This window comes from Miniphocaeibacter halophilus (genome assembly GCF_016458825.1).
Lineage (GTDB): Bacteria > Bacillota > Clostridia > Tissierellales > Peptoniphilaceae > Miniphocaeibacter > Miniphocaeibacter halophilus.
This window is the reverse complement of the sequence record NZ_CP066744.1, coordinates 1,394,170-1,418,890: the sequence shown is the minus strand read 5'-3', so window position 1 is coordinate 1,418,890 and position 24,721 is coordinate 1,394,170. Positions and strand designations below refer to the sequence as shown.

Annotated in this window: 39 protein-coding genes and 1 other annotated feature; of the genes, 4 read left to right on the top strand and 35 right to left on the bottom strand. The window is 31.3% G+C overall.

Annotation, left to right across the window (positions count from 1 at the left end; genetic code table 11):
- Window positions 1-84: 84 nt before the first annotated feature.
- The 35 genes from rpsD to yaaA form a co-directional block, all read right to left on the bottom strand.
- Window positions 85-684, bottom strand: coding sequence for a 30S ribosomal protein S4 (gene rpsD / locus JFY71_RS06970; RefSeq protein ID WP_243660104.1), 600 nt, complete (start codon window positions 682-684; stop codon window positions 85-87).
- A gap of 122 nt (window positions 685-806) precedes the next feature.
- A complete protein-coding gene (gene rplQ / locus JFY71_RS06965) occupies window positions 807-1,151 on the bottom strand; it encodes a 50S ribosomal protein L17 (RefSeq protein WP_243660103.1) in 345 nt (114 codons plus the stop codon).
- A gap of 12 nt (window positions 1,152-1,163) precedes the next feature.
- Entirely contained in the window at window positions 1,164-2,102 is a 939-nt protein-coding gene (locus JFY71_RS06960) for a DNA-directed RNA polymerase subunit alpha (RefSeq protein ID WP_243660102.1), read from the bottom strand.
- A 101-nt stretch (window positions 2,103-2,203) separates the two neighbouring features.
- Entirely contained in the window at window positions 2,204-2,599 is a 396-nt protein-coding gene (gene rpsK, locus JFY71_RS06955; protein WP_243660101.1) for a 30S ribosomal protein S11, read from the bottom strand.
- Window positions 2,600-2,615: 16 nt separating this feature from the next.
- Window positions 2,616-2,978, bottom strand: a complete 363-nt coding sequence (rpsM, locus tag JFY71_RS06950; protein WP_243660100.1) for a 30S ribosomal protein S13 — start codon at window positions 2,976-2,978, stop codon at window positions 2,616-2,618.
- Between the two features lie 16 nt (window positions 2,979-2,994).
- Entirely contained in the window at window positions 2,995-3,108 is a 114-nt protein-coding gene (rpmJ, locus tag JFY71_RS06945) for a 50S ribosomal protein L36 (RefSeq protein WP_243660099.1), read from the bottom strand.
- Between the two features lie 13 nt (window positions 3,109-3,121).
- On the bottom strand, window positions 3,122-3,340 hold the full coding sequence (gene infA, locus JFY71_RS06940; RefSeq protein ID WP_243660098.1) for a translation initiation factor IF-1: 219 nt from the start codon (window positions 3,338-3,340) through the stop codon (window positions 3,122-3,124).
- 3 nt (window positions 3,341-3,343) lie between these two features.
- Entirely contained in the window at window positions 3,344-3,613 is a 270-nt protein-coding gene (locus JFY71_RS06935; protein WP_243660097.1) for a KOW domain-containing RNA-binding protein, read from the bottom strand.
- Window positions 3,614-3,631: 18 nt separating this feature from the next.
- On the bottom strand, window positions 3,632-4,282 hold the full coding sequence (locus JFY71_RS06930; protein ID WP_243660096.1) for an adenylate kinase: 651 nt from the start codon (window positions 4,280-4,282) through the stop codon (window positions 3,632-3,634).
- Window positions 4,283-4,291: 9 nt separating this feature from the next.
- The gene (gene secY, locus JFY71_RS06925; RefSeq protein ID WP_243660095.1) at window positions 4,292-5,569 is read right to left on the bottom strand and encodes a preprotein translocase subunit SecY; all 1,278 of its coding nucleotides are present in this window, start codon (window positions 5,567-5,569) and stop codon (window positions 4,292-4,294) included.
- Window positions 5,570-6,019 (bottom strand): 50S ribosomal protein L15, encoded by a 450-nt coding sequence (gene rplO / locus JFY71_RS06920; RefSeq protein ID WP_243660094.1) that lies wholly within the window; start codon window positions 6,017-6,019, stop codon window positions 5,570-5,572. It abuts the gene before it with no gap.
- Between the two features lie 14 nt (window positions 6,020-6,033).
- Window positions 6,034-6,216, bottom strand: a complete 183-nt coding sequence (gene rpmD, locus JFY71_RS06915) for a 50S ribosomal protein L30 (protein WP_243660093.1) — start codon at window positions 6,214-6,216, stop codon at window positions 6,034-6,036.
- A gap of 13 nt (window positions 6,217-6,229) precedes the next feature.
- Window positions 6,230-6,706, bottom strand: coding sequence for a 30S ribosomal protein S5 (rpsE, locus tag JFY71_RS06910; RefSeq protein ID WP_243662148.1), 477 nt, complete (start codon window positions 6,704-6,706; stop codon window positions 6,230-6,232).
- A 48-nt stretch (window positions 6,707-6,754) separates the two neighbouring features.
- Entirely contained in the window at window positions 6,755-7,123 is a 369-nt protein-coding gene (rplR, locus tag JFY71_RS06905; RefSeq protein ID WP_243660092.1) for a 50S ribosomal protein L18, read from the bottom strand.
- Between the two features lie 13 nt (window positions 7,124-7,136).
- The gene (rplF, locus tag JFY71_RS06900) at window positions 7,137-7,676 is read right to left on the bottom strand and encodes a 50S ribosomal protein L6 (protein WP_243660091.1); all 540 of its coding nucleotides are present in this window, start codon (window positions 7,674-7,676) and stop codon (window positions 7,137-7,139) included.
- A gap of 28 nt (window positions 7,677-7,704) precedes the next feature.
- Window positions 7,705-8,100 carry a 30S ribosomal protein S8 gene (gene rpsH / locus JFY71_RS06895; protein ID WP_243660090.1) on the bottom strand — a complete coding sequence of 132 codons (396 nt, stop codon included), beginning with the start codon at window positions 8,098-8,100 and terminating at the stop codon, window positions 7,705-7,707.
- Window positions 8,101-8,122: 22 nt separating this feature from the next.
- The gene (locus JFY71_RS06890; RefSeq protein WP_243660089.1) at window positions 8,123-8,308 is read right to left on the bottom strand and encodes a type Z 30S ribosomal protein S14; all 186 of its coding nucleotides are present in this window, start codon (window positions 8,306-8,308) and stop codon (window positions 8,123-8,125) included.
- Between the two features lie 18 nt (window positions 8,309-8,326).
- Window positions 8,327-8,869 carry a 50S ribosomal protein L5 gene (gene rplE / locus JFY71_RS06885; protein WP_243660088.1) on the bottom strand — a complete coding sequence of 181 codons (543 nt, stop codon included), beginning with the start codon at window positions 8,867-8,869 and terminating at the stop codon, window positions 8,327-8,329.
- 18 nt (window positions 8,870-8,887) lie between these two features.
- Window positions 8,888-9,196, bottom strand: coding sequence for a 50S ribosomal protein L24 (rplX, locus tag JFY71_RS06880; RefSeq protein ID WP_243660087.1), 309 nt, complete (start codon window positions 9,194-9,196; stop codon window positions 8,888-8,890).
- 17 nt (window positions 9,197-9,213) lie between these two features.
- Entirely contained in the window at window positions 9,214-9,582 is a 369-nt protein-coding gene (gene rplN, locus JFY71_RS06875) for a 50S ribosomal protein L14 (protein WP_243660086.1), read from the bottom strand.
- A 27-nt stretch (window positions 9,583-9,609) separates the two neighbouring features.
- On the bottom strand, window positions 9,610-9,864 hold the full coding sequence (gene rpsQ, locus JFY71_RS06870) for a 30S ribosomal protein S17 (protein ID WP_243660085.1): 255 nt from the start codon (window positions 9,862-9,864) through the stop codon (window positions 9,610-9,612).
- A gap of 6 nt (window positions 9,865-9,870) precedes the next feature.
- Window positions 9,871-10,077, bottom strand: coding sequence for a 50S ribosomal protein L29 (rpmC, locus tag JFY71_RS06865; protein WP_243660084.1), 207 nt, complete (start codon window positions 10,075-10,077; stop codon window positions 9,871-9,873).
- Window positions 10,067-10,507: a 50S ribosomal protein L16 gene (gene rplP, locus JFY71_RS06860; RefSeq protein ID WP_243660083.1), complete on the bottom strand. Its 441-nt coding sequence runs from the start codon at window positions 10,505-10,507 to the stop codon at window positions 10,067-10,069. The genes rpmC and rplP overlap by 11 nt, the downstream gene beginning before the upstream one ends.
- Before the next feature lie 24 nt (window positions 10,508-10,531).
- Window positions 10,532-11,275: a 30S ribosomal protein S3 gene (rpsC, locus tag JFY71_RS06855; protein ID WP_243660082.1), complete on the bottom strand. Its 744-nt coding sequence runs from the start codon at window positions 11,273-11,275 to the stop codon at window positions 10,532-10,534.
- Between the two features lie 15 nt (window positions 11,276-11,290).
- Window positions 11,291-11,626: a 50S ribosomal protein L22 gene (gene rplV, locus JFY71_RS06850; RefSeq protein ID WP_243660081.1), complete on the bottom strand. Its 336-nt coding sequence runs from the start codon at window positions 11,624-11,626 to the stop codon at window positions 11,291-11,293.
- Between the two features lie 20 nt (window positions 11,627-11,646).
- On the bottom strand, window positions 11,647-11,931 hold the full coding sequence (gene rpsS, locus JFY71_RS06845) for a 30S ribosomal protein S19 (protein WP_243660080.1): 285 nt from the start codon (window positions 11,929-11,931) through the stop codon (window positions 11,647-11,649).
- 18 nt (window positions 11,932-11,949) lie between these two features.
- The gene (gene rplB, locus JFY71_RS06840; RefSeq protein WP_243660079.1) at window positions 11,950-12,780 is read right to left on the bottom strand and encodes a 50S ribosomal protein L2; all 831 of its coding nucleotides are present in this window, start codon (window positions 12,778-12,780) and stop codon (window positions 11,950-11,952) included.
- 17 nt (window positions 12,781-12,797) lie between these two features.
- On the bottom strand, window positions 12,798-13,094 hold the full coding sequence (gene rplW / locus JFY71_RS06835) for a 50S ribosomal protein L23 (RefSeq protein ID WP_243660078.1): 297 nt from the start codon (window positions 13,092-13,094) through the stop codon (window positions 12,798-12,800).
- Window positions 13,094-13,717 carry a 50S ribosomal protein L4 gene (rplD, locus tag JFY71_RS06830; protein WP_243660077.1) on the bottom strand — a complete coding sequence of 208 codons (624 nt, stop codon included), beginning with the start codon at window positions 13,715-13,717 and terminating at the stop codon, window positions 13,094-13,096. Before rplD ends, rplW begins: the two co-directional genes overlap by 1 nt.
- Window positions 13,718-13,745: 28 nt before the next feature.
- A complete protein-coding gene (rplC, locus tag JFY71_RS06825) occupies window positions 13,746-14,372 on the bottom strand; it encodes a 50S ribosomal protein L3 (protein ID WP_243660076.1) in 627 nt (208 codons plus the stop codon).
- 54 nt (window positions 14,373-14,426) lie between these two features.
- A complete protein-coding gene (gene rpsJ, locus JFY71_RS06820) occupies window positions 14,427-14,735 on the bottom strand; it encodes a 30S ribosomal protein S10 (protein ID WP_243660075.1) in 309 nt (102 codons plus the stop codon).
- Window positions 14,736-15,028: 293 nt separating this feature from the next.
- Entirely contained in the window at window positions 15,029-15,688 is a 660-nt protein-coding gene (locus tag JFY71_RS06815; protein ID WP_243660074.1) for a YoaK family protein, read from the bottom strand.
- 70 nt (window positions 15,689-15,758) lie between these two features.
- The gene (gene argH / locus JFY71_RS06810) at window positions 15,759-17,138 is read right to left on the bottom strand and encodes an argininosuccinate lyase (RefSeq protein ID WP_243660073.1); all 1,380 of its coding nucleotides are present in this window, start codon (window positions 17,136-17,138) and stop codon (window positions 15,759-15,761) included.
- 2 nt (window positions 17,139-17,140) lie between these two features.
- The gene (locus JFY71_RS06805; RefSeq protein WP_338041861.1) at window positions 17,141-18,403 is read right to left on the bottom strand and encodes an argininosuccinate synthase; all 1,263 of its coding nucleotides are present in this window, start codon (window positions 18,401-18,403) and stop codon (window positions 17,141-17,143) included.
- 365 nt (window positions 18,404-18,768) lie between these two features.
- Window positions 18,769-18,975: a binding site (T-box leader), on the bottom strand.
- 56 nt (window positions 18,976-19,031) lie between these two features.
- Complete coding sequence (gene yaaA / locus JFY71_RS06800; RefSeq protein ID WP_243660072.1) at window positions 19,032-19,775, bottom strand: peroxide stress protein YaaA; 744 nt, start codon at window positions 19,773-19,775, stop codon at window positions 19,032-19,034.
- Between the two features lie 101 nt (window positions 19,776-19,876).
- Between yaaA and JFY71_RS06795 the strand changes: the two genes are divergently transcribed.
- The 4 genes from JFY71_RS06795 to thrB all read left to right on the top strand — a co-directional run bounded on the left by JFY71_RS06795 (window position 19,877) and on the right by thrB (window position 24,716).
- Window positions 19,877-20,782 (top strand): hypothetical protein, encoded by a 906-nt coding sequence (locus tag JFY71_RS06795; RefSeq protein WP_243660071.1) that lies wholly within the window; start codon window positions 19,877-19,879, stop codon window positions 20,780-20,782.
- A gap of 18 nt (window positions 20,783-20,800) precedes the next feature.
- Window positions 20,801-22,240 carry an O-antigen ligase family protein gene (locus JFY71_RS06790; RefSeq protein WP_243660070.1) on the top strand — a complete coding sequence of 480 codons (1,440 nt, stop codon included), beginning with the start codon at window positions 20,801-20,803 and terminating at the stop codon, window positions 22,238-22,240.
- A gap of 105 nt (window positions 22,241-22,345) precedes the next feature.
- Window positions 22,346-23,839, top strand: a complete 1,494-nt coding sequence (thrC, locus tag JFY71_RS06785; RefSeq protein ID WP_243660069.1) for a threonine synthase — start codon at window positions 22,346-22,348, stop codon at window positions 23,837-23,839.
- Window positions 23,832-24,716: a homoserine kinase gene (thrB, locus tag JFY71_RS06780; RefSeq protein ID WP_243660068.1), complete on the top strand. Its 885-nt coding sequence runs from the start codon at window positions 23,832-23,834 to the stop codon at window positions 24,714-24,716. The genes thrC and thrB overlap by 8 nt, the downstream gene beginning before the upstream one ends.
- The last annotated feature ends 5 nt before the right edge of the window (window positions 24,717-24,721 follow it).

Below are 24,721 nucleotides of genomic sequence, written 5' to 3'. Positions count from 1 at the left end.
TATAGCATAAATGCTATTTTTTATATCTACCCACTTTTTTTCTTTTTAATTTTTACAATAAAAAAACTACTTCAATGAAGTAGTCTATTTTACTGATCTTGAGTAGAACTCAACTATCAATGAATCTGTTATTTCAACAGGGATTTCTTCTCTTTCTGGCATTCTATCCAGTTTTGCTTTGAATCCATCCATTTTTGTTATATATGGTAAAGAATAACTGAAATTTGTTTCAAAATTTTCTTTGAACATTTCATTTTTTCTAGATTTTTCTCTTAATTCTAACTCATCACCAACTGAAACTGCAAATGATGGTCTATTTACTTTTTTGCCATTAACTAATATATGACCATGTACTACCATTTGTCTAGCTTGTCTTATTGATGAAGCAAATCCTGCTCTGTATACTAAATTGTCAAGTCTTGTTTCTAACATTTTAACAAGAGCATCACCTGTAGCTTCTTGTGAATTATAAGCTTTTTGGAAATAAATAACAAATTGTTTTTCCATTACGCCATAATAAGCTCTAAGTCTTTGTTTTTCTAATAATTGTCTACCATATTCTGTAAGTTTTTTGTCTTCTCTTCCTAAGCCTTTACCCATTCTTTTTTCAGCTTTAGGATGTCCTGAAACATTTAAACCTAGTCTTCTTGCTTCTTTAAATCTAGGTCCCATCATTTTAGCCATTTAATCATTCTCCTTAAAATTATTTGCCGCGGATAATTTTAAGCCATTAACATTCTATAAATTCTTATATCTTTTGTCAAGTAATTTACAGATAAAAAAGGGATTATTTAATAACCCCTGGTTTAGTCAACTAATTCTAGAATACACATCTCAGCATTATCACCTTGACGTGGTCCTAATTTTAAAATTCGAGTATATCCACCATTTCTGTCTGCATATTTAGGTGCAATTTCCTCAAATAACTTGTTTGCTACTTCATCTTTATATATATAGCCTAAAGCTTGTCTTCTTGAATGCAAGTCTCCTTTTTTACCAAGAGTTATCATTTTTTCTGCTACTCTTCTTGTTTCTTTTGCTCTAGTAACAGTAGTCTCAATTTTTCCATTTTCAAATAAAGACTGTACTTGATTTCTTAAAAGACTGCTTCTATGATCTGTTCTTCTTCCAAGTTTTCTTAAATTAGACATTTTATCCCTCCTTTAAGCTTCTTCTTCGTTTGCAAATAAAAGTCCCATACCATGAATTTTATTTTCAACTTCTTCTAATGACTTTTTACCAAAATTCTTGATTTTGCACATTTCGTCAGTAGTTTTGGATACTATATCTCCTACAGTGTCAATTCCTGCTCTTTTTAAACAGTTGAAACTTCTAAGAGATAAATCTAATTCTTCAATACTAATACTATATAGCTCATCTTTATCAACTGTATCTTCAACTTCCTCTTCTTCTTCTTGGAAACTATAGTTTGGAAGTTCAATAAATAGTTCAAGATAATTAGTTAGAATATCTGCTCCTTTTGATACAGCTTCCTGAGGATTGATTGTACCATTTGTCCACACTTCTAACTCAAGTTTTTCTTTGTTGGACACTTGCTCTATAACTTCAAAGTTAACTTTTGTTACAGGTGTAAATGAAGAATCAATTGCTATAACTCCTATAGCATCTTCTTCTGATTTATTTAAGTCAGAAACTCTATATCCTTTACCATTTTCTATTTCCATAGTCATTTTTATATGAGCATCTTCATTTAAGGATGCTATATAATGATCAGGATTAGCAACTTCTATATTTGTATCTATTTCTATATCCTTAGCAGTGAAAATATGCGGTCCTTTTATATCTATATTTAACTTTACAGGTTCTGCTGAATGGTTTTTAATAGCAATTCCTTTTATATTTAAAATAATTTCAGATACATCTTCCATTACACCTTTAACAGTTGTAAACTCATGTAATACATCTTCAATATGAATTTTAGAAACTGCAGCACCTGGTAATGATGACAACAGTACTCTTCTAAGACTATTACCTAAAGTAATTCCAAATCCTCTGTCTAAAGGAGTAACAACAAATTTCCCGTAATTATTTTCTTCATTTATATCTACTATTTCAATTTTTGCATTTAAGTTTTCTGTCATAGACAATAACCCTCCTATTGAAGTCTATTGTTTAATTGAGGGTAAATACTGTAAGGCAATTCTTTACATACCTCAAATTATATACCTGTTTAACTTTTATATTAAACTCTTCTTCTCTTAGGTGGTCTACAACCGTTATGTGGAACAGGAGTCATATCCTTAATTAAACTAATTTCAAGTCCTGAAGCTTGTAAAGATCTAATTGCAGCTTCTCTTCCTGAACCTGGTCCTTTAACATAAACTTCTACAACTTTTAAACCATGTTCCATAGCTTTTTTAGCTGCTTCTTGTGCTGCTTCTTGTGCTGCAAAAGGAGTAGATTTTCTTGAACCACGGAAACCTAATTGACCTGCTGATGCCCAAGATATTACATTTCCTTGTAAATCACTTAAAGTAACCATTGTGTTATTAAATGAAGATACTATATGAGCTTGGCCCTTTTCTATATTTTTTCTTTCTCTTCTTCTTACACGTGTTTGTTGTTTCTTAGTTGCCAATTAATTCGCCTCCTATCTACTTATTCTTTTGAGCTAATTTTTTAGGACCCTTACGAGTTCTTGCATTGTTCTTTGTGTTTTGTCCTCTTACAGGAAGTCCTCTTTTATGTCTAATTCCTCTATAACAATTAATTTCTTTTAATCTTTTTATATTCATAGCAACCTCTCTACGAAGGTCACCTTCTATTGTATATTTATCTAATTCATTTCTTATTGCCGCTAATTCTGTTTCTGTTAAGTCCTTTACTTTAGTATCAGCACTAACACCTGCAGCATTAAGAATTTCATTTGAAAGTTGTCTACCTACACCGTAAATTGCAGTTAAACCTATTTCAATTCTTTTTTCTCTAGGTAAATCTACCCCAGCAATTCTAGCCACTCTTAATTGTACCTCCTTAACCTTGTTTTTGTTTATGTTTAGGATTGTCGCAAATAACCATTACTTTGCCTTTTCTTTTAATGATCTTGCATTTTTCACACATTCTTTTAACTGATGATCTTACTTTCATGTTAACCTCCTAATTACTTGTTACGCCAAGTTATTCTTCCTTTAGTCAAATCGTAAGGTGATAGTTCCACAATTACCTTATCACCTGGAAGAATTCTAATGTAATTCATCCTTAACTTTCCAGAGATATGAGCTGTTATTTCATGACCATTTTCTAGTCGAACTTTAAATATGGTATTAGGTAAAGCTTCTGTAACTACACCTTCTACTTCTATTATATCCTTCTTGGACATTAGTTAATGAACCTCCTCTTTGTTCTCAAAAGCCTTAAGCATTTTTCGTATCTTACAATCATTAATATCCTTATTTATAGTAAGTACCGTATTAGTTTTTTGCAAATGCTTAATTTTCTTCTTCTTTGGATTTTCTAATTTTCTTCTTTTGCCATCAACTACCAATACATGGGATTCATCCAAAAGGTCCAAAACCAATTGAATTCGTCCTTTGTCTCGACCTTTTATGGATCTAACCACCTGACCTATTACTAACTCTTTGTATTGGTCCATAATTTTCTCCCGGAAGAACTACATATTGTCTAGATGATTTTTTATGATTTCAAAAACCTCATCTACAGGAAGAGTACCATCAACATTGAAAAGTAAATTCAAATCTTCATAGTATCCAATTAAGGGTGCTGTTTGATTCTCATAAACTTCAATTCTATTAAGCACTGTTTCTTCCTTATCATCTTCTCGTTGAATTACTGAATTACTATTACACAAGTCACATATTCCTTCAACCTTTGTAGGTTTGCTGTCTATATGATAAGTTGCTCCACAGTTAGTACATACCCTTCTTCCAGCTAGACGTTTAACTAAAATTTCTTTGTCAACAGCTATATTAATAACCTTGTCTAACTTTATGTTTCTTTCTTCTAATCCTTTTTGCAATTTATTGGCTTGTTCTATGGTTCTTGGAAAACCATCTAATAGAAATCCATTTTTACAATCGTCTTGATCTAATCTATCCCAAACTAGGTCAACAGTTAGTTCATCTGGAACTAATAATCCCTTGTCTAAATAATCCTTTACTTGTTTACCTAATTCAGTTTGTTCCTTTATGTTTTTTCTAAAAATATCCCCAGTAGATATATGAACTATCTTATATTCTTCAACTAACTTAGCTGCTTGAGTTCCTTTACCTGCTCCTGGAGGACCTAGTAGTACTAATCTCATTTATAACTCCTATTTATTTAAGAAACCTTTATAATGTCTCATTGTTAACATAGATTCTATTTGTTTAATAGTCTCTAATATAACCCCTACAACAATAATCAATGAAGTACCTGCAAATAACATATTTAACTTTAAGAAGTAGTTTACTAAAAATGGAGCTGTAGCTATTATAGCTAAAATCACTGCACCAATTAATGTTATTTTACTGGATATTCTTTGTAAGTATTCTCCTGTTGGTTTTCCAGGTCTTATTCCTGGTATAAAACCTCCGTATTGTTGTAAGTTTTTAGCATATTCAACAGTATTAAATTGTACTGCACTATAAAAATATGCAAAAACGATAATTAAAAACAAGTTTACAAGACAATATATAATTAAACCACTTATAGTGTTCATTCCAAATAAATACTCCATCCATTTTGGTGTACTACCACCAAAAAGAGATATTATAAGTTGTGGTAATTGAAGTATAGCATTGGAAAAAATTACTGGCATAACTCCAGACATATTAACCTTTACAGGAATATGTGTAGATTGTCCACCATACATCTTTCTTCCTACTACTCTTTTAGCATATTGAACAGGTATTCTTCTTTCTCCTTGGTTAATTTCAATAACTATTACAAGAATAACTACAGAAATCAATGCTAGTATAGCAACTGCCCACCAAGCAAATTGTCCATATGAAAAACCTGCAAACATCTGTTTAATTTGATTTGGAACACCTGAAATAATACCAAAGAAAATTATAATGGATATACCATTACCTACTCCCTTTTCAGTAATCATTTCACCTAACCAAACCAAGAACATTGTACCGGCAACTAAGGTCAACAACATAATTGCCTTCGATAAAAAGTTACCAGTTGCTACTGCTTGTCCAAACAATACCATTACTATAGCATAAGCTTGAACTAAGGCTAAAACAACACCAATAACTTTAGTATATTTACCCATTTTTCTTTTTCCTTCTTCACCATCTCTTGCCATTTCCTCTAATCTAGGAATAGCAATAGTAAGAAGTTGCATAACTATTGATGCTGTAATATATGGATAAATACTAAGAGCAAATATACTCATACTCTGTAAACTACCGCCTGCAAATGTATTAAGCATTTGTAGTAAGTAGTTGTCTTGTCCTGTCATAACTGCTTCCACTACAGATGAGTCTATAAATGGAACGGGAATTACATTTCCCAATCTATATATAACTAACATTAGAAATGTAAATATTAGTCTTTTTCTTACATCTTCAACTTTCCAAGCATTTTTCAATGTTTGAATCATCTAAATCACCTCAGCCTTTCCTCCAGCCTTGGCTATTTTTTCTTCAGCAGTTTTTGTAAATTTTTGTGCTTTAACTGTTAAATTCTTTTCTATTTCACCATTGCCAAGAATTTTTACACCATCCTTAGCCTTGGATTTTTTTATAATACCTTTTTCTAATAAAAGCTCAGGAGTTACAACTGTACCATCTTCAAATTTATTTAAAGTAGCTACATTAACTTCAGCATATTCTTTAGCAAAAATATTGGTAAATCCTCTTTTAGGTAATCTTCTGAATAAAGGCATTTGGCCCCCTTCAAATCCAGGTCTTACTCCACCGCCTGATCTTGAGTTTTGTCCATCATGTCCTCTTCCAGAAGTATGTCCAAGTCCTGAACCATAACCTCTACCAACTCTTTTCTTAGCTTTAACTCCACCGCCTGTTGCAGGTTTTAAGTCATGTAATTTCATGATACACCTCCTTATTATTTAACTTCTTCTACATCTAACATAAATGCTACTTGATTAATTTTACCTCTGTTTGCAGGTGTATCTTCTATTTCTACAACATCTCCAATTTTCTTTAATCCAAGTGCATCAACATTCTTAATATGTTTCTCTATTCTACCAATTCTGCTCTTTTTAAGAGTTACTTTAAGCTTACTCATATGTTAAGCCTCCTTACCCTAATATTTCTTGAACAGACTTTCCTCTTAATTTAGCAACATCTTCTGCTTTTTTAAGATTTTTAAGTCCTTCCATTGTAGCATTAACAATATTTCTTGGGTTTGATGTACCAAGGGATTTTGAACGTATATCTTTAATTCCTGCAAGTTCGCAAACGTCACGCACAGGACCTCCTGCAATTACCCCTGTTCCTTCATAAGCCGGTTTTAAGAATACTTTTCCAGCTCCAAAAACTCCTATAATTTCATGAGGTATAGTTGTTCCTACTAAAGGAACCTTGATCATATGCTTCTTAGCATCTTGTACACCTTTTCTAATAGCTTCAGGAACTTCTTGTGCTTTTCCTGAACCAATTCCTACAAGACCGTTTTTATCTCCAACTACAACTATAGCACTAAATCTAAAGTTTCTACCACCTTTTACTACTTTAGTTACACGGTTAATAGCTACAACTCTTTCTTCTAATTCCATACCTTCTACATTTTTAGTTAAAAGTTCCAATATTTTACCTCCTCGCCCCTAAAATTTCAGTCCAGCGTTTCTAGCAGCTTCAGCTAACTCTTTAACTTTTCCATGGTATTTATAGCCTGATCTGTCAAAAACTACTTCTTCAATACCTTTTTCTAAAGCTCTTTTCCCAATAACGTCGCCTACCATTTTAGCAGCTTCTTTATTTGAAGAATTACTTAAACCACTTTTAATATCCTTGTCTAATGTAGATGCAGATACTAATGTTGTTCCAGCTATATCATCAATAATTTGTGCATATATATTAGCATTACTCTTATATACATTTAGTCTTGGTTTTTGAGGAGTACCAGAAAGTTTCTTTCTAACTCTAGCATGTCTTGCTTTTCTGTTTGCTTCTTTATTAATTTGCTTTAACATTTACTACTCCTTCCTATTTACCAGTTTTACCAACTTTACGTCTAATATATTCATTTTCATAACGTACACCTTTTCCTTTATAAGGTTCAGGTTTTCTGTAATCTCTTATATTAGCTGCAAAGTTTCCAACTTTTTGTTTATCAATTCCAGTTATTACTATAGTGTGAGCATCAGGAACTTCTATTTCTATTCCTTCTGGATCTTCTACTTCAATAGGATGAGAATATCCTAAATTTAAAGTAAGTTTTTTACCAGCTTTTGCTGCTCTATATCCTGTTCCTTCAATAACTAAAGTCTTTTTATAACCATCAGTTACACCTACTATCATATTTTCTAGTAAGGATCTTGATAATCCGTGTAAAGACTTGTTCTTTTTACTGTCAGAAGGACGGGAAACAACAACTGTATTATTATCTATATTAATAGTCATACCCTGATCTATTTGTTGAGTTAATTCGCCTTTTGGTCCTTTAACATGTACAAGGTTGCCATCGTTAACTTTAACTTCAACACCAGCAGGAATTTCTATTGGTTTTAATCCAATTCTTGACATGGTTACCTCCTAATTAATTAATTATTTATTACCAAACGTAACAAATAACCTCTCCACCTATACCTTCTTTTCTTGCAACCTTATCAGTTACAACACCTTTAGATGTAGAGATTACCGCAATACCTAGTCCTCCTAGAACTTTAGGTAACTCATTGGATCTAACATATACTCTTAGTCCTGGTTTAGAAATTCTCTTAATACCTGAAATAACTCTTTCTTCCCTTGGACCATATTTTAAATCTAAAGTTATAATGCCTTGTTTGTCATCTTCTGTTACATTAAATCCATCTATAAAACCTTCATCAAGTAATATTTGAGCAACGTCTCTTTTCATTTTTGATGATGGAATTTCTACTGACTTATGCTTTGCATTGTTAGCATTTCTTATTCTTGTTAGCATATCCGCTATAGGATCAGTCATCATAAAAGCTTCCTCCTCTCTTATTTTACCAGCTTGCTTTTCTAACGCCTGGGATTTCGCCTCTATAAGCCAATTCTCTAAAGCATATACGACAAATTCCGTATTTTCTTAAGTAAGCATGAGGTCTACCGCAAATTTTACATCTATTATAAGCTTGTGTACTAAATTTTGCAGGTCTTTGTTGTTTTGCAATCATTGATTTTTTTGCCACTAATTATTCCTCCTTATACTACTTCTTGAATGGCATTCCCATTAGCTCTAAAAATTTCTTAGATTCTTCATCTGTTTCAGCAGTAGTCACTATAACAATATCCATTCCTCTAATTTGATCTACCATATCGTATTCAATTTCTGGAAATATCAATTGCTCTCTTATACCTAATGAGTAGTTTCCTCTACCATCGAAAGATGATGTTGAAACACCTCTAAAGTCTCTAACTCTAGGTAATGAAATACTTACTAATTTATCTAAGAAATCATACATTTTTTGTCCTCTTAAAGTAACTTTAACTCCGATACTCATACCGTCTCTTAGTTTAAAGTTAGCTATTGATTTCTTTGCTTTTGTAACTACTGGTCTTTGTCCAGTAATAGTTTCTATTTCTTTAACTGCACTTTCTACAGCCTTTGGATTGTCTTTAGAAGAACCTAAACCTACGTTAAGCACTATTTTGTTTAACTTAGGAACTTCCATTACATTTTTATAACCAAAGCTTTCTGTTAATGCAGGAATAACTTCATTTCTATATTTTTCTAATAATCTGGAAGTCACTCAAATACCCCCTCTTAACTATTTAATTTCTTGACCACTAGCTTTACTTATTCTAACTTTTGTACCATTTTCTATCTTATAGCCAATTCTACTGCCTTTTCCAGCTTTAGAATCGTAGTACATAACATTAGATGCATCTATAGGTCCTTCTGACTTTTGTATTCCACCAGGTTGTTCTGGTCCTCTTGGTTTTTCGTGTTTAGTTTGTATATTTACACCTTCAACGATAACCTTGTTTAACTTAGGTAGAGTTCTTAATACCTTACCTTGTTTTCCTTTATCTTTACCAGCAACAACTATTACCGTATCATCTTTTTTAATTTTCATTTAATATACACCTCCAACTATAATACTTCAGGTGCCAATGAAATAATTTTCATAAAGTTGCCAGATCTTAATTCTCTAGTAACTGTTCCGAAAATTCTAGTTCCCACTGGATTTTTATCATCTTTTATTATAACGGCTGCATTATCATCAAATTTGATGTAACTTCCGTCCGATCTTCTAACACCTTTTTTAGTTCTAACTATTACGGCTTTAACAATTTCGCCTTTCTTAACAACTCCACCAGGCGTAGCAACTTTTACAGAACAAACTACTGTATCCCCGATTTTAGCGTACTTTTTATTTGTACCCCCTAAAACTCTTATAACTAGTAGTTCTTTAGCCCCTGAATTGTCTGCGACTTTTAAACGACTTTCTACTTGAATCATTTAGTCTCTCCTTTCTAGTAATAAGATCTATTTTGCTCTTTCGAGGATTTCAACTAATCTCCATCTTTTTTCTCTTGAAAGAGGTTTTGTTTCCATTATTAATACTTTATCCCCAGTGTTACATTCGTTATTTTCGTCATGAGCTTTAAATTTTGTAGTCTTTTTAATTTGTTTCTTATATAGTGGATGAGCAACAAATGTATTAACAGCTACAACTATTGTTTTATCCATTTTATCTGATACAACAGTACCAGTAATAGTACTTCTTTTATTTCTTTCCATAATGGATTATGCCTCCTTCCCTATATTCAGTTCTCGTTCTCTTACGATTGTCTTAATTCTGGCAATATCTTTTCTAACCCCACCAATTCTCATAGGATTATCTAACTGACCAGTAGCCAATTGAAAACGTAGGTTGAAAAGTTCAACTTTTAAATCTTTTAATGAATTTTGTAATTCAGCATCTGACATTTGTCGAATTTCTTTAGTTTTCATTAGCTTCACCGTCCTTATCTATATTATCACGAGCTACGAATTTTGTTTTAATAGGTAATTTATGTGCTGCAAGTCTCATTGCTTCTCTTGCTATATCTTCTGTTACACCAGACATTTCAAATAATATTCTACCTGGTTTTACCACAGCTACCCAATATTCTGGTGATCCTTTACCGGAACCCATACGTACCTCAGCTGGTTTTTCTGTTACAGGCTTATCTGGAAATACTTTTATCCAAATATTACCGCCTCTTTTTATATATCTAGTCATCGCACGTCTTGCGGCTTCTATTTGATTTGAAGTCATCCAACAAGGTTCTAAAGCTTGTAAAGCATATTCTCCATAAGTAATAGTATTACCCTTGTGTGCCTTACCTGTCATTCTACCTCTATGAACCTTACGGTATTTAACTCTCTTAGGCATTAACATAGATTATTCCTCCCTCCTAGCGAATTATTTACTTGCTGCTTGAGTTTGTTGCTTGTTTCTCTTCGCATTACTGTTTCTGTTAAATTTCTTGTTATTTCTTCTTCTTCCCTTAATTTCTGGTAATTCCGCTTCTTTCATTCCTGGAAGAATTTCTCCTTTATACAACCATACTTTAACGCCAAGTTTTCCATAAGTTGTATCTGCTTCAGCAAAACCATAATCTATATCCGCTCTTAAAGTTTGTAGTGGAATAGTACCTTCGCTATAACCTTCTGTTCTAGCCATATCTGCTCCACCAACCCTACCAGAAACAGAAGTTTTAATACCTTTTGCTCCTGCTCTCATACTTCTTTGAATTGCTTGTTTCATCGCTCTTCTGAAAGAAATTCTTCTTTCTAATGAAGCCGCTATGTTTTCTGCAACTAATTGCGCATTTAAATCCGGTCTTTTTACTTCTTCAACATTAACTATTACTTTCTTTCCAGTTGCTTTTTCTATCTTTGTTCTTAATACTTCTACACCAGAACCTTGTCTACCAATTACCATACCTGGTTTAGCTGTATTAATAGTAACTTTGATTTTATTTGAAGCTCTTTCTATTTCTATACTAGAAACTCCTGAAAGATAAACTTCTTTTTTTACTAGCTCACGAATTTTATGATCTTCAACTAATAAATCTCCAAAATCTTTTTTATCCGCAAACCATTTTGAGTTCCAATCTTTTATAACTCCTACTCTAAACCCATGAGGATTTACTTTTTGACCCATTCTCGCTTGCCCTCCTTATTCTCTTTCCTTTACAACAACACCAATATGACTTGATCTTTTTAAAATAGGATAAGCTGCCCCTTTAGCCTTTGGTCTCCATCTTTTCATAACTGGAGCATCATTTGCATAAGCTTCAGATACATATAACATATCTCTATCTAAATCAAAGTTGTGTTCAGCATTGGCAATTGCTGATTTTAATACCTTTTCTAACAATCTCGCACCTTTTTTAGGAGTAAATTGTAGGATTGCAAGTGCCTCATCAACATTCTTACCTCTAATTTCCTTACAGATGAAGTTAACTTTTAGAGGTGAAATTCTTTCATATTTTGCTATAGCTTTTGCTTCCATGATTATCGTACCTCCTTTTGTTATCTTACCTTGCTGCTCTTTTCACTTTTTCCAGCGTGTCCTCTGTAAGTTCTTGTAGAAACAAATTCTCCTAATTTATGTCCTACCATATCTTCAGTTATATAAATCGGTAAATGCTTTCTACCGTCATGTACTGCTATTGTATGTCCTACAAATTGTGGAAATATTGTAGAACGACGAGACCAAGTTTTTACAACTTTTTTATTATTAGACTCGTTTAATTCTTCTATCTTCTTAAAAAGATGGTCATCACAAAATGGTCCTTTTTTTACGGATCTACCCATTAAAACCCCTCCTCTTTATTACTTATTTCTTCTTCTTACGATATACATATCGGATTTCTTACTTTTCTTTCTAGTTTTTAAACCTAATGCTGGTTTACCCCAAGGAGTTGATGGTGCTGGACGTCCTACAGGAGCTTTTCCTTCCCCTCCACCATGTGGATGGTCTACAGGATTCATAGCTGAACCTCTTACATGAGGTCTTTTTCCTAAATGTCTTGAACGACCTGCCTTACCAATAGTAACTAATTCATTACCTATGTTTCCAACCTGTCCTATAGTTGCACGGCATTCTTGTAGCACTAATCTAAATTCACCTGAAGGTAATCTTACTTGTGCGTATTTTCCTTCTTTAGCCATTAGTTGTGCTTCCGCTCCGGCAGTTCTTACTAATTGACCGCCTTTTCCAGGTTTAAGTTCAATATTGTGAATCATAGTACCAACAGGTATATCCTTTAATTTTAAAGCATTACCTATCATTATGTCAGCATTTTCACCTGACTCGATCTTGTATCCAACTTTTAATCCATTAGGAGCTAAAATGTATCTTTTTTCTCCATCAGCATAGTGTAATAATGCAATATTAGCTGTTCTGTTAGGATCATATTCTATTGACGCTACAGTAGCTGGTATTCCATCTTTATCTCTTTTAAAATCTATTAATCTATATCTTCTTTTTGCTCCGCCACCTCTATGACGACTAGTAATTCTACCATGTGCATTTCTTCCACCTGATTTGTTTAAACTTACAGTTAAAGTTTTTTCAGGTACAGTCTTTGTTATTTCTTCAAAGCTTAATACGCTCATTTCACGTAAGCCGGCAGAGGTTGGTTTGTATTTTCTTATAGCCATTGTTGTTTACCTCCTAATTATATCCCATCAAAGAATTCAATAGTTTTAGAGTCTTCAGTTAATTTAACTATAGCTTTCTTCCAATTAGGTGTTTTACCTTGGTTAGCTCCAACTCTCTTCATTTTGCCAACAACATTCATAGTGTTTACCCTTGCTACTTTTACACCTTCACCAAATACAGTTTCAACTGCTTTTTTGATTTCAGACTTATTGGCATCCTTAACTACTTTAAACGTATATACTCCTAGATCCATTTTATCCATTGAATCTTCAGTTATTATAGGTTTTAAAATTATATCGTATGGTGATCTCATTAAGCGAACACCTCCTCAATTTTCTTAACTGCGTCTTGAGTCATTACTAAAGAATCGTGTTTTATAACATCATAAACATTTATGTTCTTAGCTTCAGCTATTTCAACTCCGGCTAAGTTTCTAAATGACTTGTAAACCACATCATCTTTATTTTCAACAACTATTAACGCTTTTTTAGCTGCTTTAACATCTTCTAAAACTTTTTTAGCAACCTTAGTGCTTATATTATCAAAACTCAATTTGTCTAAAACAATCATTTCTTCATCGTTTACTTTAGAAGACAATATTGATTTCATAGCTAATCTTTTAATTTTCTTAGGTGTTTTATAGCTATAATCTCTTGGTTTTGGTGCAAATATAACACCACCGCCAGTCCATTGTGGACTTCTTGTACTTCCTTGACGAGCACGTCCTGTACCCTTTTGTCTCCAAGGCTTTCTTCCTCCACCTCTTACTTCAGCTCTTGTTTTAGCAGATTGAGTGCCTTGTCTTTTATTAGCAAGTTGATTTTTTACTACTTCATAAATAACATGCTCATTTACTTCTACGCCAAATATAGCATCATTAAGTTCTATTTCTCCAACTGATTCTCCTAGTTGGTTATATACTGTAACATTAGGCATATTTCATCCTCCTTCCTAAAAATAACTATTACGCTTTAACTGACTCTTTAATTGTAACTATTCCACCCTTTGGTCCTGGAATAGCACCTTTAACCAATATAAGATTCTTGTCAGCATCTACTCTAACAATAGTTAGATTTTGAATTGTAACTCTTTCGTTACCTGTCTTACCACTACCTTTAGTACCTTTGAAAACACGGCCTGGGTAAGTTCCTGCTGATCTTGCTCCAGCAACTCTATGGGATTTAGAACCATGTGTTTCTGGTCCTCTACCATAATTATGTCTTACAATAGATCCTTGAGTACCCTTACCTTTAGAAGTACCAAAAACATCTACCTTGTCATTTTCTTCAAATATATCAACTTTGATTTCTGCTCCAACTTCATAGCTTTCCCCTTCGTTTAAAGGAAATTCTTGTAAGTGTTTCTTATAGCCTACGCCAGCTTTGTCAAAGTGACCTTTCATTGGTTTATTTACTTTACTTTCTTTTTTGTCAATGTAACCAACTTGTATTGCGTTATATCCATCAGTTTCTTCTGATTTCACTTGAGTAACTATCATAGGTCCCGCTTCTATAACAGTTACAGGAATTAACTCTCCATCTTCTAAGAAAATTTGAGTCATTCCAACTTTCTTTCCTAATATACTCTTCATGAGCACACCTCCTAATTACTTACAGCGGATTGTTTCTTTACAATCATTCTAAGATTATAGCTTTATCTCGATATCAACACCAGCAGGTAAATTTAATTTTTTCAATGCTTCTAAGGTGTTTTTGTTAGGATTTAAAATATCGATTAGTCTTTTATGTGTTCTTTGTTCGAATTGTTCTCTACTATCCTTGTACTTGTGAACAGCTCTTAAGATTGTAATTATTTCCTTTTCTGTTGGTAGTGGAATTGGACCGGAAATTTCTGCTCCAGTTCTTTTTGTAGCTTCCACTATCTTTTGAGCAGATTGATCTATTAACTCATGATCATATGCTCTTAGTCTTATTCTTATTTTTTGTTTTGCCATCTCGGCACCTCCTCGTATTTTGCAGGAAGCGTCGGATTACTTATGTCCATACACCTTGCCGGGTGTATCGTGCCTATGTTTTTATTTGACTTTTCAGTCAATAAGTAATCTTCCGCCTGAATCCCATCAGACATACTCCACGAAAATTCCCCTGAAAACCTCAGCAACCTCTCGTTTCAACGCTTTTTCCTATTTTAGACACTCATACATTATATACAAACATAAAAAGAAATGCAAGTTTTTTTCACATTTCTTTAAGATTTTTTCTATTTATTTTAAAATTTATATTAAAATTATTTTCCATCCTTATTATATATAAGTTTTAAATATAAAAAACCAGCTATAATATACAAAATAGAAATCTCATAAAAATTATGACCTTGCTCCGGCAAAGATATGAAAACAGCCGCTGCACCACCTAAAAAGTATATTAATACTGCTGAAATTAAATACAATAACTTACTTATTTCTATATTTCTTCCATTTAATTTTATACCTATTAGTCTTCCTATATCGGATAAATAGCCTGTCATATGGGTAGTTCGTATGGTTATTTCATTATATGCTATATTCAATCCGTTTTGAGTTCCACTGGTTAGAGCAATAATTGCTGTAATAATATATTTATCCCCTATTATATATTCTGCTATTCCAAGTAAAATACCTATAGCTATAAGAAATACTCCATAGCTTTTCCCCTTACCAAAACTTCTATTATTAAAAATATATCCTGAAATTATACCCCCAAGTAAGAATAACAACACAATTGCAAGTAGTATTGCAGCTTTTTTAAAATCAAGTTCAAACATGGAAAATGAAATATTGCTTAAATTACCAGTCATATGAGTAGTTGGAGTCCCAAGTCTAAATATAGATAAAACATTTGCATAGCCAGAAGTAAAGGTTAACAGCAAAATCCAAAATATAACCCTATTAAAAAACTTTTTATTCAAAAAAATCCTCCTTCATATTAACAATTATTATAATTATATCCTAAATTATAGGTTAATACGAAGGAAGATTTTATTTAATATTCTTCATATATTCTTTTGTATCATCTATTTGAATTTTTACCGCTTCAGGACTTGGACCACCATAAACTTTTCTTTGAGCTAATATATAATCTAAATCAATATATTTATATACGTCTTCCTCGAAAAGTTCAGAGGACTTTTTAAATTCTTCCATAGTTAATTCTTCCAAAGATTTATTTTCATCTACACAATAGCCTACAAGTTGTCCTGTTATTTTATAGGCATCCCTAAAGGCCATTCCTTTTTTCACAAGATAGTCTGCCAAATCCGTTGCATTTATAAAACCCTTTTTAGCTTTTTCTCTCATGTTTTCACTATTTACCTTTAAAGTTCTCATCATTCCTTCAAAAACTAAAAGGCAAATTTCCAAGGTTTCTATAGAATCAAATATATTTTCCTTATCTTCCTGCATGTCCTTGTTATAGGCTAAGGGCAAGGCCTTAATCATATTTAATGTTGCCATTAAATTTCCAAAAACCCTTGAACTTTTTCCTCTTACAAGTTCTGCCATGTCGGGATTTTTCTTTTGTGGCATAATAGATGAACCTGTTGAATAACTATCATCTAATTCTATAAACTTAAATTCTTGACTTGACCATAGAATTATTTCTTCCGAAAATCTTGAAAGATGCAACATAACCATGGAAATATCGAAATTTAATTCTACAATGAAATCCCTGTCTGAAACCGAATCTAAGCTATTTCTTGTTGGAATGTCAAATCCCAATAACTTTGTAGTCATAAATCTATCTATAGGATAGGTTGTAGTTGCCAAGGCACCACTACCTAAAGGATTTTCATTCATTCTCCTATAACAATCCTTAAATCTTGTAGTATCCCTTACCAGCATTTGAACATAGGCCATAATGTGATGGGCGAATGTTACAGGCTGTGCTACCTGCAAATGAGTGTAGCCTGGCATAACTGTGTCAAGATTTTCTTCTGCTATATTTATTAAAGTGTTAATGAGTTTATTAATATCTTCAACAATAAGCTTGATTTTATTTTTCAAATACATTCTTATGTCTAAAGCTACCTGGTCATTTCTTGACCTTGCTGTATGAAGTTTTTTTCCAGAGTCTCCAATTCTTTTAGTAAGCTCCTCTTCATTAAACATATGAATATCTTCTGCCTTAGGATTAAATTCCAATTCATTTGAATCAATATCCTTTAAAATAGAATTAAGGCCTTCTACAATTTTATTTAAATCTTCTTTTGTTATTATGTCGACTTTTTCAAGCATAGTTGCATGGGCTATTGATCCTTCAATGTCCTCTTTATACATTTTATAATCTACGGATATGGATGAATTAAAGTCATTTGCCAAACTATCTAATTCCTTTTTAAATCGACCGCTCCACATCTTCATTATTACTTACCTTGTTCTTTTTTCTCTTGTTCTTTTTTTGCCTTAACTTTTTTCTTCATCATGGCTTGAACTTTTATTGGTAATGCATATAGATTTACAAAGCCTTGGCTATCTGTTTGGTCATAAACCCCATCTTCACCAAATGTTGCATATTCCTCATCATATAAGGTGTAAGGTGAAGTTACTCCTGCATTAATTACATTTCCTTTATATAGTTTTAATTTAACGTCTCCAGTAACTGTTTCTTGAGTTTTATTTACAAAGGCAGATAAGGCCTCTCTTAATGTTGAAAACCATAATCCATTATATACTAATGATGCAAATTCTACAGCTACCTTGTCCTTATAATGCATAGTGTCTCTATCTAATGTAAGGGATTCTAATATTTCATGGGCAGTATATAAAATTCTACCACCTGCATTTTCGTAAACCCCTCTAACCTTCATACCTACTAATCTATTTTCTACAATATCATCTATGCCTATTCCGTTTTCTCCACCAACTTTATTAAGGTATCTTATAATATCGGAGCCTTTCATATATTCTCCGTTAACTGCTACCGGAACACCTTTGTCAAATCTAATTGTTACATAAGTTGGTTTATCTGGAGCTTTTTCCGGTGAAACTGAAAGTTTTAAAACCTTATCATAATTCGGCTCTGTATCAGGATATTCTAAATCTAATCCTTCATGGGAAATATGCCAAATGTTTCTATCTTCTGAATAAAACTCATCTTTTTCCATTGGTAAAGGTATATTTCTTGCCTTTGCATATTCAATTTCATCTTCACGGGACTTGATTTCCCAAGTTCTCCATGGAGCTATTACCGGCATATCCGGATCAAAGGCCTTAACAGTAAGTTCAAAACGAACTTGGTCATTTCCTTTTCCAGTACATCCATGAACTATAGCATCTGCATTTTCTTCATGAGCAATTTCCACTAATCTCTTAGCTATAACAGGTCTTGCAAAAGCAGTGCCTAGTAAATATCTTCCTTCATATTTAGCACCGGCTTTTAAGGTTTCAAAAACATAATCATCTACAAACTCATCAATTAAATCTTCTATATAGATTTTAGAAGCTCCAGATGCAATAGCCTTGTCTTCTAAACCTTCTAATTCCTCTTCCTGTCCTACATTTCCAACAACTGCAATAACTTCACAGTCATAGTTTTCCTTTAACCATGAAATTATTATGGAAGTATCCAAACCTCCTGAATATGCTAAAACAACCTTTTTAATATCCTCTTTATTTATTTTTGTCACTATAATCCTCCTAATTATTATTAATATTCACTTAGCCACAACCTATATTTATCCGGATATTTTAACCTACCTACAACTCGCTTTATTTTCCAACCCTATGTTCTTGAACAAGGCTGCATATTAAAGCCCTAGTCAAAATCTTTGATTTTGTTACAGGTCTTATGTCAGATTTCTCCAAGAGTAGCTCTCTACGATTGGCTTGAAATTACGGCTAAAGCCCTAGTCAAAATCTTTGATTTTGTTACAGGTCTTATGCAACCTGTTTACCAAGTTTTACTTGGATTTAACAGTCTGCTGACCTACCTGCAACTCGCTTTGCTCCTTGGGTTAGGTCATAATACAAAAAAACGCCTCTTTCCTTCAAAGAAAGAGACGAAAATATCCGCGGTACCACTCCTATTGATGTATACAGTACATCCACTTAAGTTTAACGAAAACTCTACGGGTATTGCTAATTATTCACAATACCATCTCCATGGTCCTACTTTCATATTTTTATCCTTATTGGACTTTCACTCTACTCCAACTCGCTAAAATTCAAAAAATACTACTTTCCACTTCTAAGACATTCAATTATAGATATTCTAATAAGTAAAGGGATATTTGTCAATACTTTAGTTAAATATATTTATTTATCTCCATTTTTAATAAAAATTAATTCATTATTACTTGAATTATCCCTATCGTATTTATATCCATCATAATCAAATAGGACCAAATCTTCTATGCTACTTGCCTTTACCCTTGCCATATATTTTATAAAGGAACCTCTCCCCTTTTTTGAAATTGTAGAGTGGGTTTTTAATTTTCCATTGCTTATTTCCTTGAATTTTATAAAGATGGATTTTTCTAAAACTTCCTTGTTTAAAACTTTATTAAATTCATCAGAAAGTAGGTTTATAAAAACACTATCTTCCTTTAATAAATAAGAGGAGATATCCTCTTTCCAAAAATTCACTAATTTAATGTTATTGGTAATTTCTATATTTTTACTAAAATCCAGTCGGTGTTCCGCTATTTTATCAAAGGGTCTAATAATTCCATAAAGGGAGGATATTATTCTTAAGTTATTGTCTAAATAAATTTGTGATTGTCTATCTAGGTTTTCAAATTCTATATAACGGTACATTAACCCATTAAAAAGTTCTAAGGCCTTATACTTCTTTCTGCTTTCAAAGCTCTGCCATATATTAAAATTTCTTTCTGCAACTTCCCTCTTTACCTTGTACAGTTTTCCTAAACCATCTACTGTATATTTTTTAAGTTTTTCTACTACGGTTTTATATTTATTTTCAAAGATCAAGGGTCTATCTATATCTATACTACTGCTTTTTACTTTCATTTCCTTTGCTGTTGTAATTAAAATTTTCATACCTTTTCTCCTTTTTCCTATATTCATTATAACTTGTTACTTAAAAAAAAATAGTGTAAACTTATTAAGATATAGAATTATAAATAATTATGGAGGTAATTTTGAAAAAATATTCATTTACACTTTTAATAGGTGTTATTATATTAATTTTATTTACAAATATATCTAAACCTAACTCAGGTTTAAATAACGATGAATTGTTTGACTTAATTGAAAAAGAAAACAAAAATATAGAAAACTATTTACAAGTTGAAAATATTTCAATTAATAAATCAAGTTTTGACCCTAAAGAAGATATAAAAATCCCTAAGGAATCTTTCCTAAAAGGTTTTATTAATAATTTAATAGGTAAGAAAGAAGAAGAAAAAACACCTATTAAAACAAGTGAAAAAATTATAGACAGATATAAAGAATATACAAGAAATACAGTTTTTTATAATAATGATATTCCGGAAACCATCTTCTCTGATTCAACTTTTACTACAAGGGATGGCACAATAAAAGATATTATTCTCTACGATAAAGGCTCGGCTAAAATATCTGCAAATAATATAGTTAGTGAAGAAGAAAATAAAGTTATAGAATATAATGATTGGAAAGAATACAACAACAAGGTAGATATGATGGATTATAAAAAATTAACCGGTATAATTCGTAAGATATCAAATTTTGTTGAAGTAAATGAAGTAGATGAAAATAATATCTATAAGGAAGAATTTGAATCTATAGACAATGATAATATAAAAAGTATAATGAAGGATTTAAAAATAGATCAAATTATCGATAATTCCAATATTATTAAGTATGATGAGTTGTTTTCAAAAAATTGGGATAGAGAACATGTTTTAATTAATTTTTCTGTTCCTCTAAGAGACTTGCATATAAATAAATTCATATTTGCCATTACCGTAAGCGAAGAGGATATAAAATATAATATTCGTATTGAATTGAGTTTAGAACAATTTAATATTATGAATGATTTAAATCTTCCAAAAGAATTACAATAGAATTGAGGATTAATATAAATGAAACAAAATCTTTTAGACAATAAAAAATATTTTTATCTTTTCTCCAGTTTGATTTTATTAACAATAATGTTTGTTATAACTGAAGTTGGACTTAACCTTAAAATATATAGTTTTTTTACTCCCTACAAGGTAACTCTTTTAATTGCAGGATTAATGTTTTTAATAGCTTTGTTGAAAAATCCTAAAAACACATTTTTCTATTCTGTAGATTCGGTAAAAAACCAACTTAAAGAAACTAAGGTATTAATAATTTTTATAGCGATATATATAATTTTCGACTTAATTAGTTTAGTCCATACAAATAATAAAAGTGTAGCATTGGTAAAATATGTAACAATTATTTCAATGTTGGCTACAATATTTTTATATATTCTTTATTTAAACAAAAATAGCAACTCTGACAAATTAAATACTTTATTAGTTTTTCTTGGTACCCCTGCAATAGTTGTATCTATTTATACATGGATATATTTCTTCATACATGGATACACCTATTATGCAAGAAGATTATCCCTAATACAAGATTATAACAAGTTTAGTATGTTACTCTTTTTTAGTTTTATTGCAGTAATTTATTTAATTTTCAGAGTAGTTAATAGTTTAAATAAAAGAAATTTACTTTTGGCAATTACAACTATCCTATGTTCCTCAACAATACATTTAACGGCTTCTAGACGTACTTCTAAAATGATGAATGTAGTACTTATATTGTTTTGTTTATATGGTATATATGACACATATGTTAAATTAAAGATAAAAAACAATTCTAAGCCAAGTAAAAAGTTCTTGAAAAAACCATTAGGAAAGTTCTTTATTACTGTTATCATTACTCTTATTCTAAGTAATTTTATTATTTACACCTTTAATTATGTAACAACTGAAAGAGTTGAAAAAGCAACTCAAAGTGATGATGCTGATAGTATACCAATTAATCGTGGTGTTGAGGATATACTAGAGGACTCCCAAGCATTAGACAAAAGAAGCACAATTTGGGAAATTGCAATAAAATCATATAAGGATTATCCTTTAAAGAACAAAATTATAGGTAAAGGCGGCTCAGCCCACCTAGATATTTATAACCAACCGGAAAACCAAGAAGTTCTAAATAAAAGGGTGTATTGGAAAGTATTACCAGATAATACTGTTGATCCCCATAATTTTCTACTTGTAGATTTATTAAATGGTGGAATATTTTTAGTTGGAGTTACCCTTATCTGTATGTTAACTATACTTGTACTACTTTTTAAAATTTTTAGAAAATCAATAGTTGATGCTTTTTTTATATTTATATTTTCTATTTCAACTTTAGGAGATATATTTATTAGTTCTAGAAATGGTATGTTTGACAACAAGTTTATTTGGATTATACTAATTTTAATTATTACAGTTTTTAATTCTTTAAGGCATAAAAATAATTTATCAAAAGTCATTGAATAATCAATGGCTTTTTTTATTTTTCTTTCTACATTGGCAAAATACCACTTAACAAAATACTACATCGTGATATAATGATTAAATATATACGATTTTAGGAGGAATAACATGAAATTTAAAAGTACTCGTGATTCAAATGTTTATATAGACTCGAAGAATGCTTTATTAAAGGGTATATCCGATGAAGGTGGTTTATTTATTCCTGAGGAATTTCCTAAACTAGGAAGTATTAACCATATGATGGATATGCAATACAAGGATTTAGCTTACTATATTTTAGGAAAATTCTTTACAGATTTTACTCCAGAAGAATTATCTGCCTGTGTAAACGGAGCTTATAATTCAACTAATTTTTCAGATCCTTATATTGCACCAATAAGAAAGACCAGCGACAGATATTTTGTAGAATTATACCATGGAAGAACATCTGCATTTAAAGATATGGCTCTTTCAATTTTCCCTTACTTTATTCAAACTGCATTAAAAACCTCAGAGGAGTTTGATAATATTGTTATTCTTGTTGCAACAAGTGGAGATACCGGTAAAGCGGCTTTAGAGGGTTTTAAAGACGTAGATAACATTAGAATAGCTGTACTTTATCCTCAAGACGGAGTAAGTTCAATACAAAAATTACAAATGCAGACACAAGAAGGAAATAATACCTATGTACTAGGTGTTGTTGGTAATTTTGATGACTGCCAAACAACAGTAAAAAATATTTTTGCAAATAAGGAATTTAATAAAAAGTTAAATGAGGACAGAATTCAACTATCCTCTGCAAATTCCATTAATGTTGGTAGGTTATTACCTCAAATAGTTTATTACTATAGTTCCTATATTAATCTGTTGAAGTTTGGAGAAATAAAAAACAACGAAAAAATTAATATAGTGGTACCAACAGGAAACTTTGGAAATATATTGGCAGCCTATTATGCTAAAGAAATGGGCCTACCTATAAATAAATTAATTTGTGCATCAAACGACAATAATGTTCTTACAGATTTTATTAATAAAGGTATTTATGATAAAAATAATGATTTGATTTTAACTACTTCTCCATCAATGGATGTTTTAGTTTCTTCAAATGTAGAAAGATTTTTATACCATATGTCTAATGAAAATACCGATATTGTTTCTGATTTAATGAAAAAGCTTAATGAAAAAGGTCGTTATGAAATAGATGACAGTATTCTAAACAATATGGATTTCATGAATGCTTATTATGCTAAAGAAGAAGAAGTAAATGAAAAAATACTGTCTACATTACTAAATGAAAAATATTTAATTGATACCCATACTGCTGTTGCATCTGTTGCATATGACAAATACCTAAAGGAAACAGATGATAGAACTAAGACATTAATAGATTCTACTGCCTCACCTTATAAATTCTCAAAGGATATTTTAAAAGCCCTAGACATTGATACTAATAATTTAAATGATTTTGAAATTATGAATAAATTACACAATATAACTTCTGTTCCTATACCTAAAAATCTAAGTTCATTACAAAATAAGGAAATTAGATTTAATGAATATAGTAAAAAGGAAGATATATTAAATAATATAAAAAAATTTATAGGAGATAATAATAATGCTTAAAATATCGGTTCCTGCTTCAAGTGCAAATTTAGGTCCAGGCTTTGATGTTTTAGCACTTTCCTTTAAATTATATAATGTGTTTACCTTTGAAAAAAGTGATAAATTAGAAATTATTAGTGACTATGAAGAATTTAGCAACGAAAACAATTTAGTCTATACGACTATTAAACGGGTATATGAAGATTTTAATGAAAAACCCCCTACTTTAAAAATAAATACAGGTAGTGATATTCCCATGTCCGGTGGTTTAGGAACATCAGCTTCCTGTATATTAGCAGGTGTTGTAGCGGCTAATTATTTTCTTGGAAACAAAATGACAGAATATGAAATTTATAAAAAGGCCATTGAAATTGAAGGTCATTGCGACAACATAACAAGCCAATTTTTTGGTGGTCTTTCCATGTCCATTAAGCAGGATGGAGAAATACGATATAAGAAAATGAACATTCCTTCAGGTATGAAATGTACTGCTTTAATTCCTGATTTTGCTGTTAGAACAAAATTGGCCAGAGAGGTTTTACCTGAAAAAGTTACAATGGAAGATGCTGTTTTTAATATGTCCCATTGTTTATTTATGGTTGATTGTCTAAGAAACGGAGAGTTTGAAAATTTAAAATATTATTTTAAGGACAAGCTCCATCAGGACTATAGGGCACCACTTGTTAATAATTTTTATGATATAGTCTCCAAAGCTTATGAATTAGGAGCCTACGCTGCATACTTAAGTGGAGCAGGACCTACTGTAATGATTTTTAGAAGTATAGAGGATAATGAGTTTAATAAAAAAATTGAGAAATTTTTAAATAATTTGCCAAATAAATGGGAAATTAAGGATTTGGAAATAGATAACGAAGGAACAATAATAGAAGAATATTAATATAA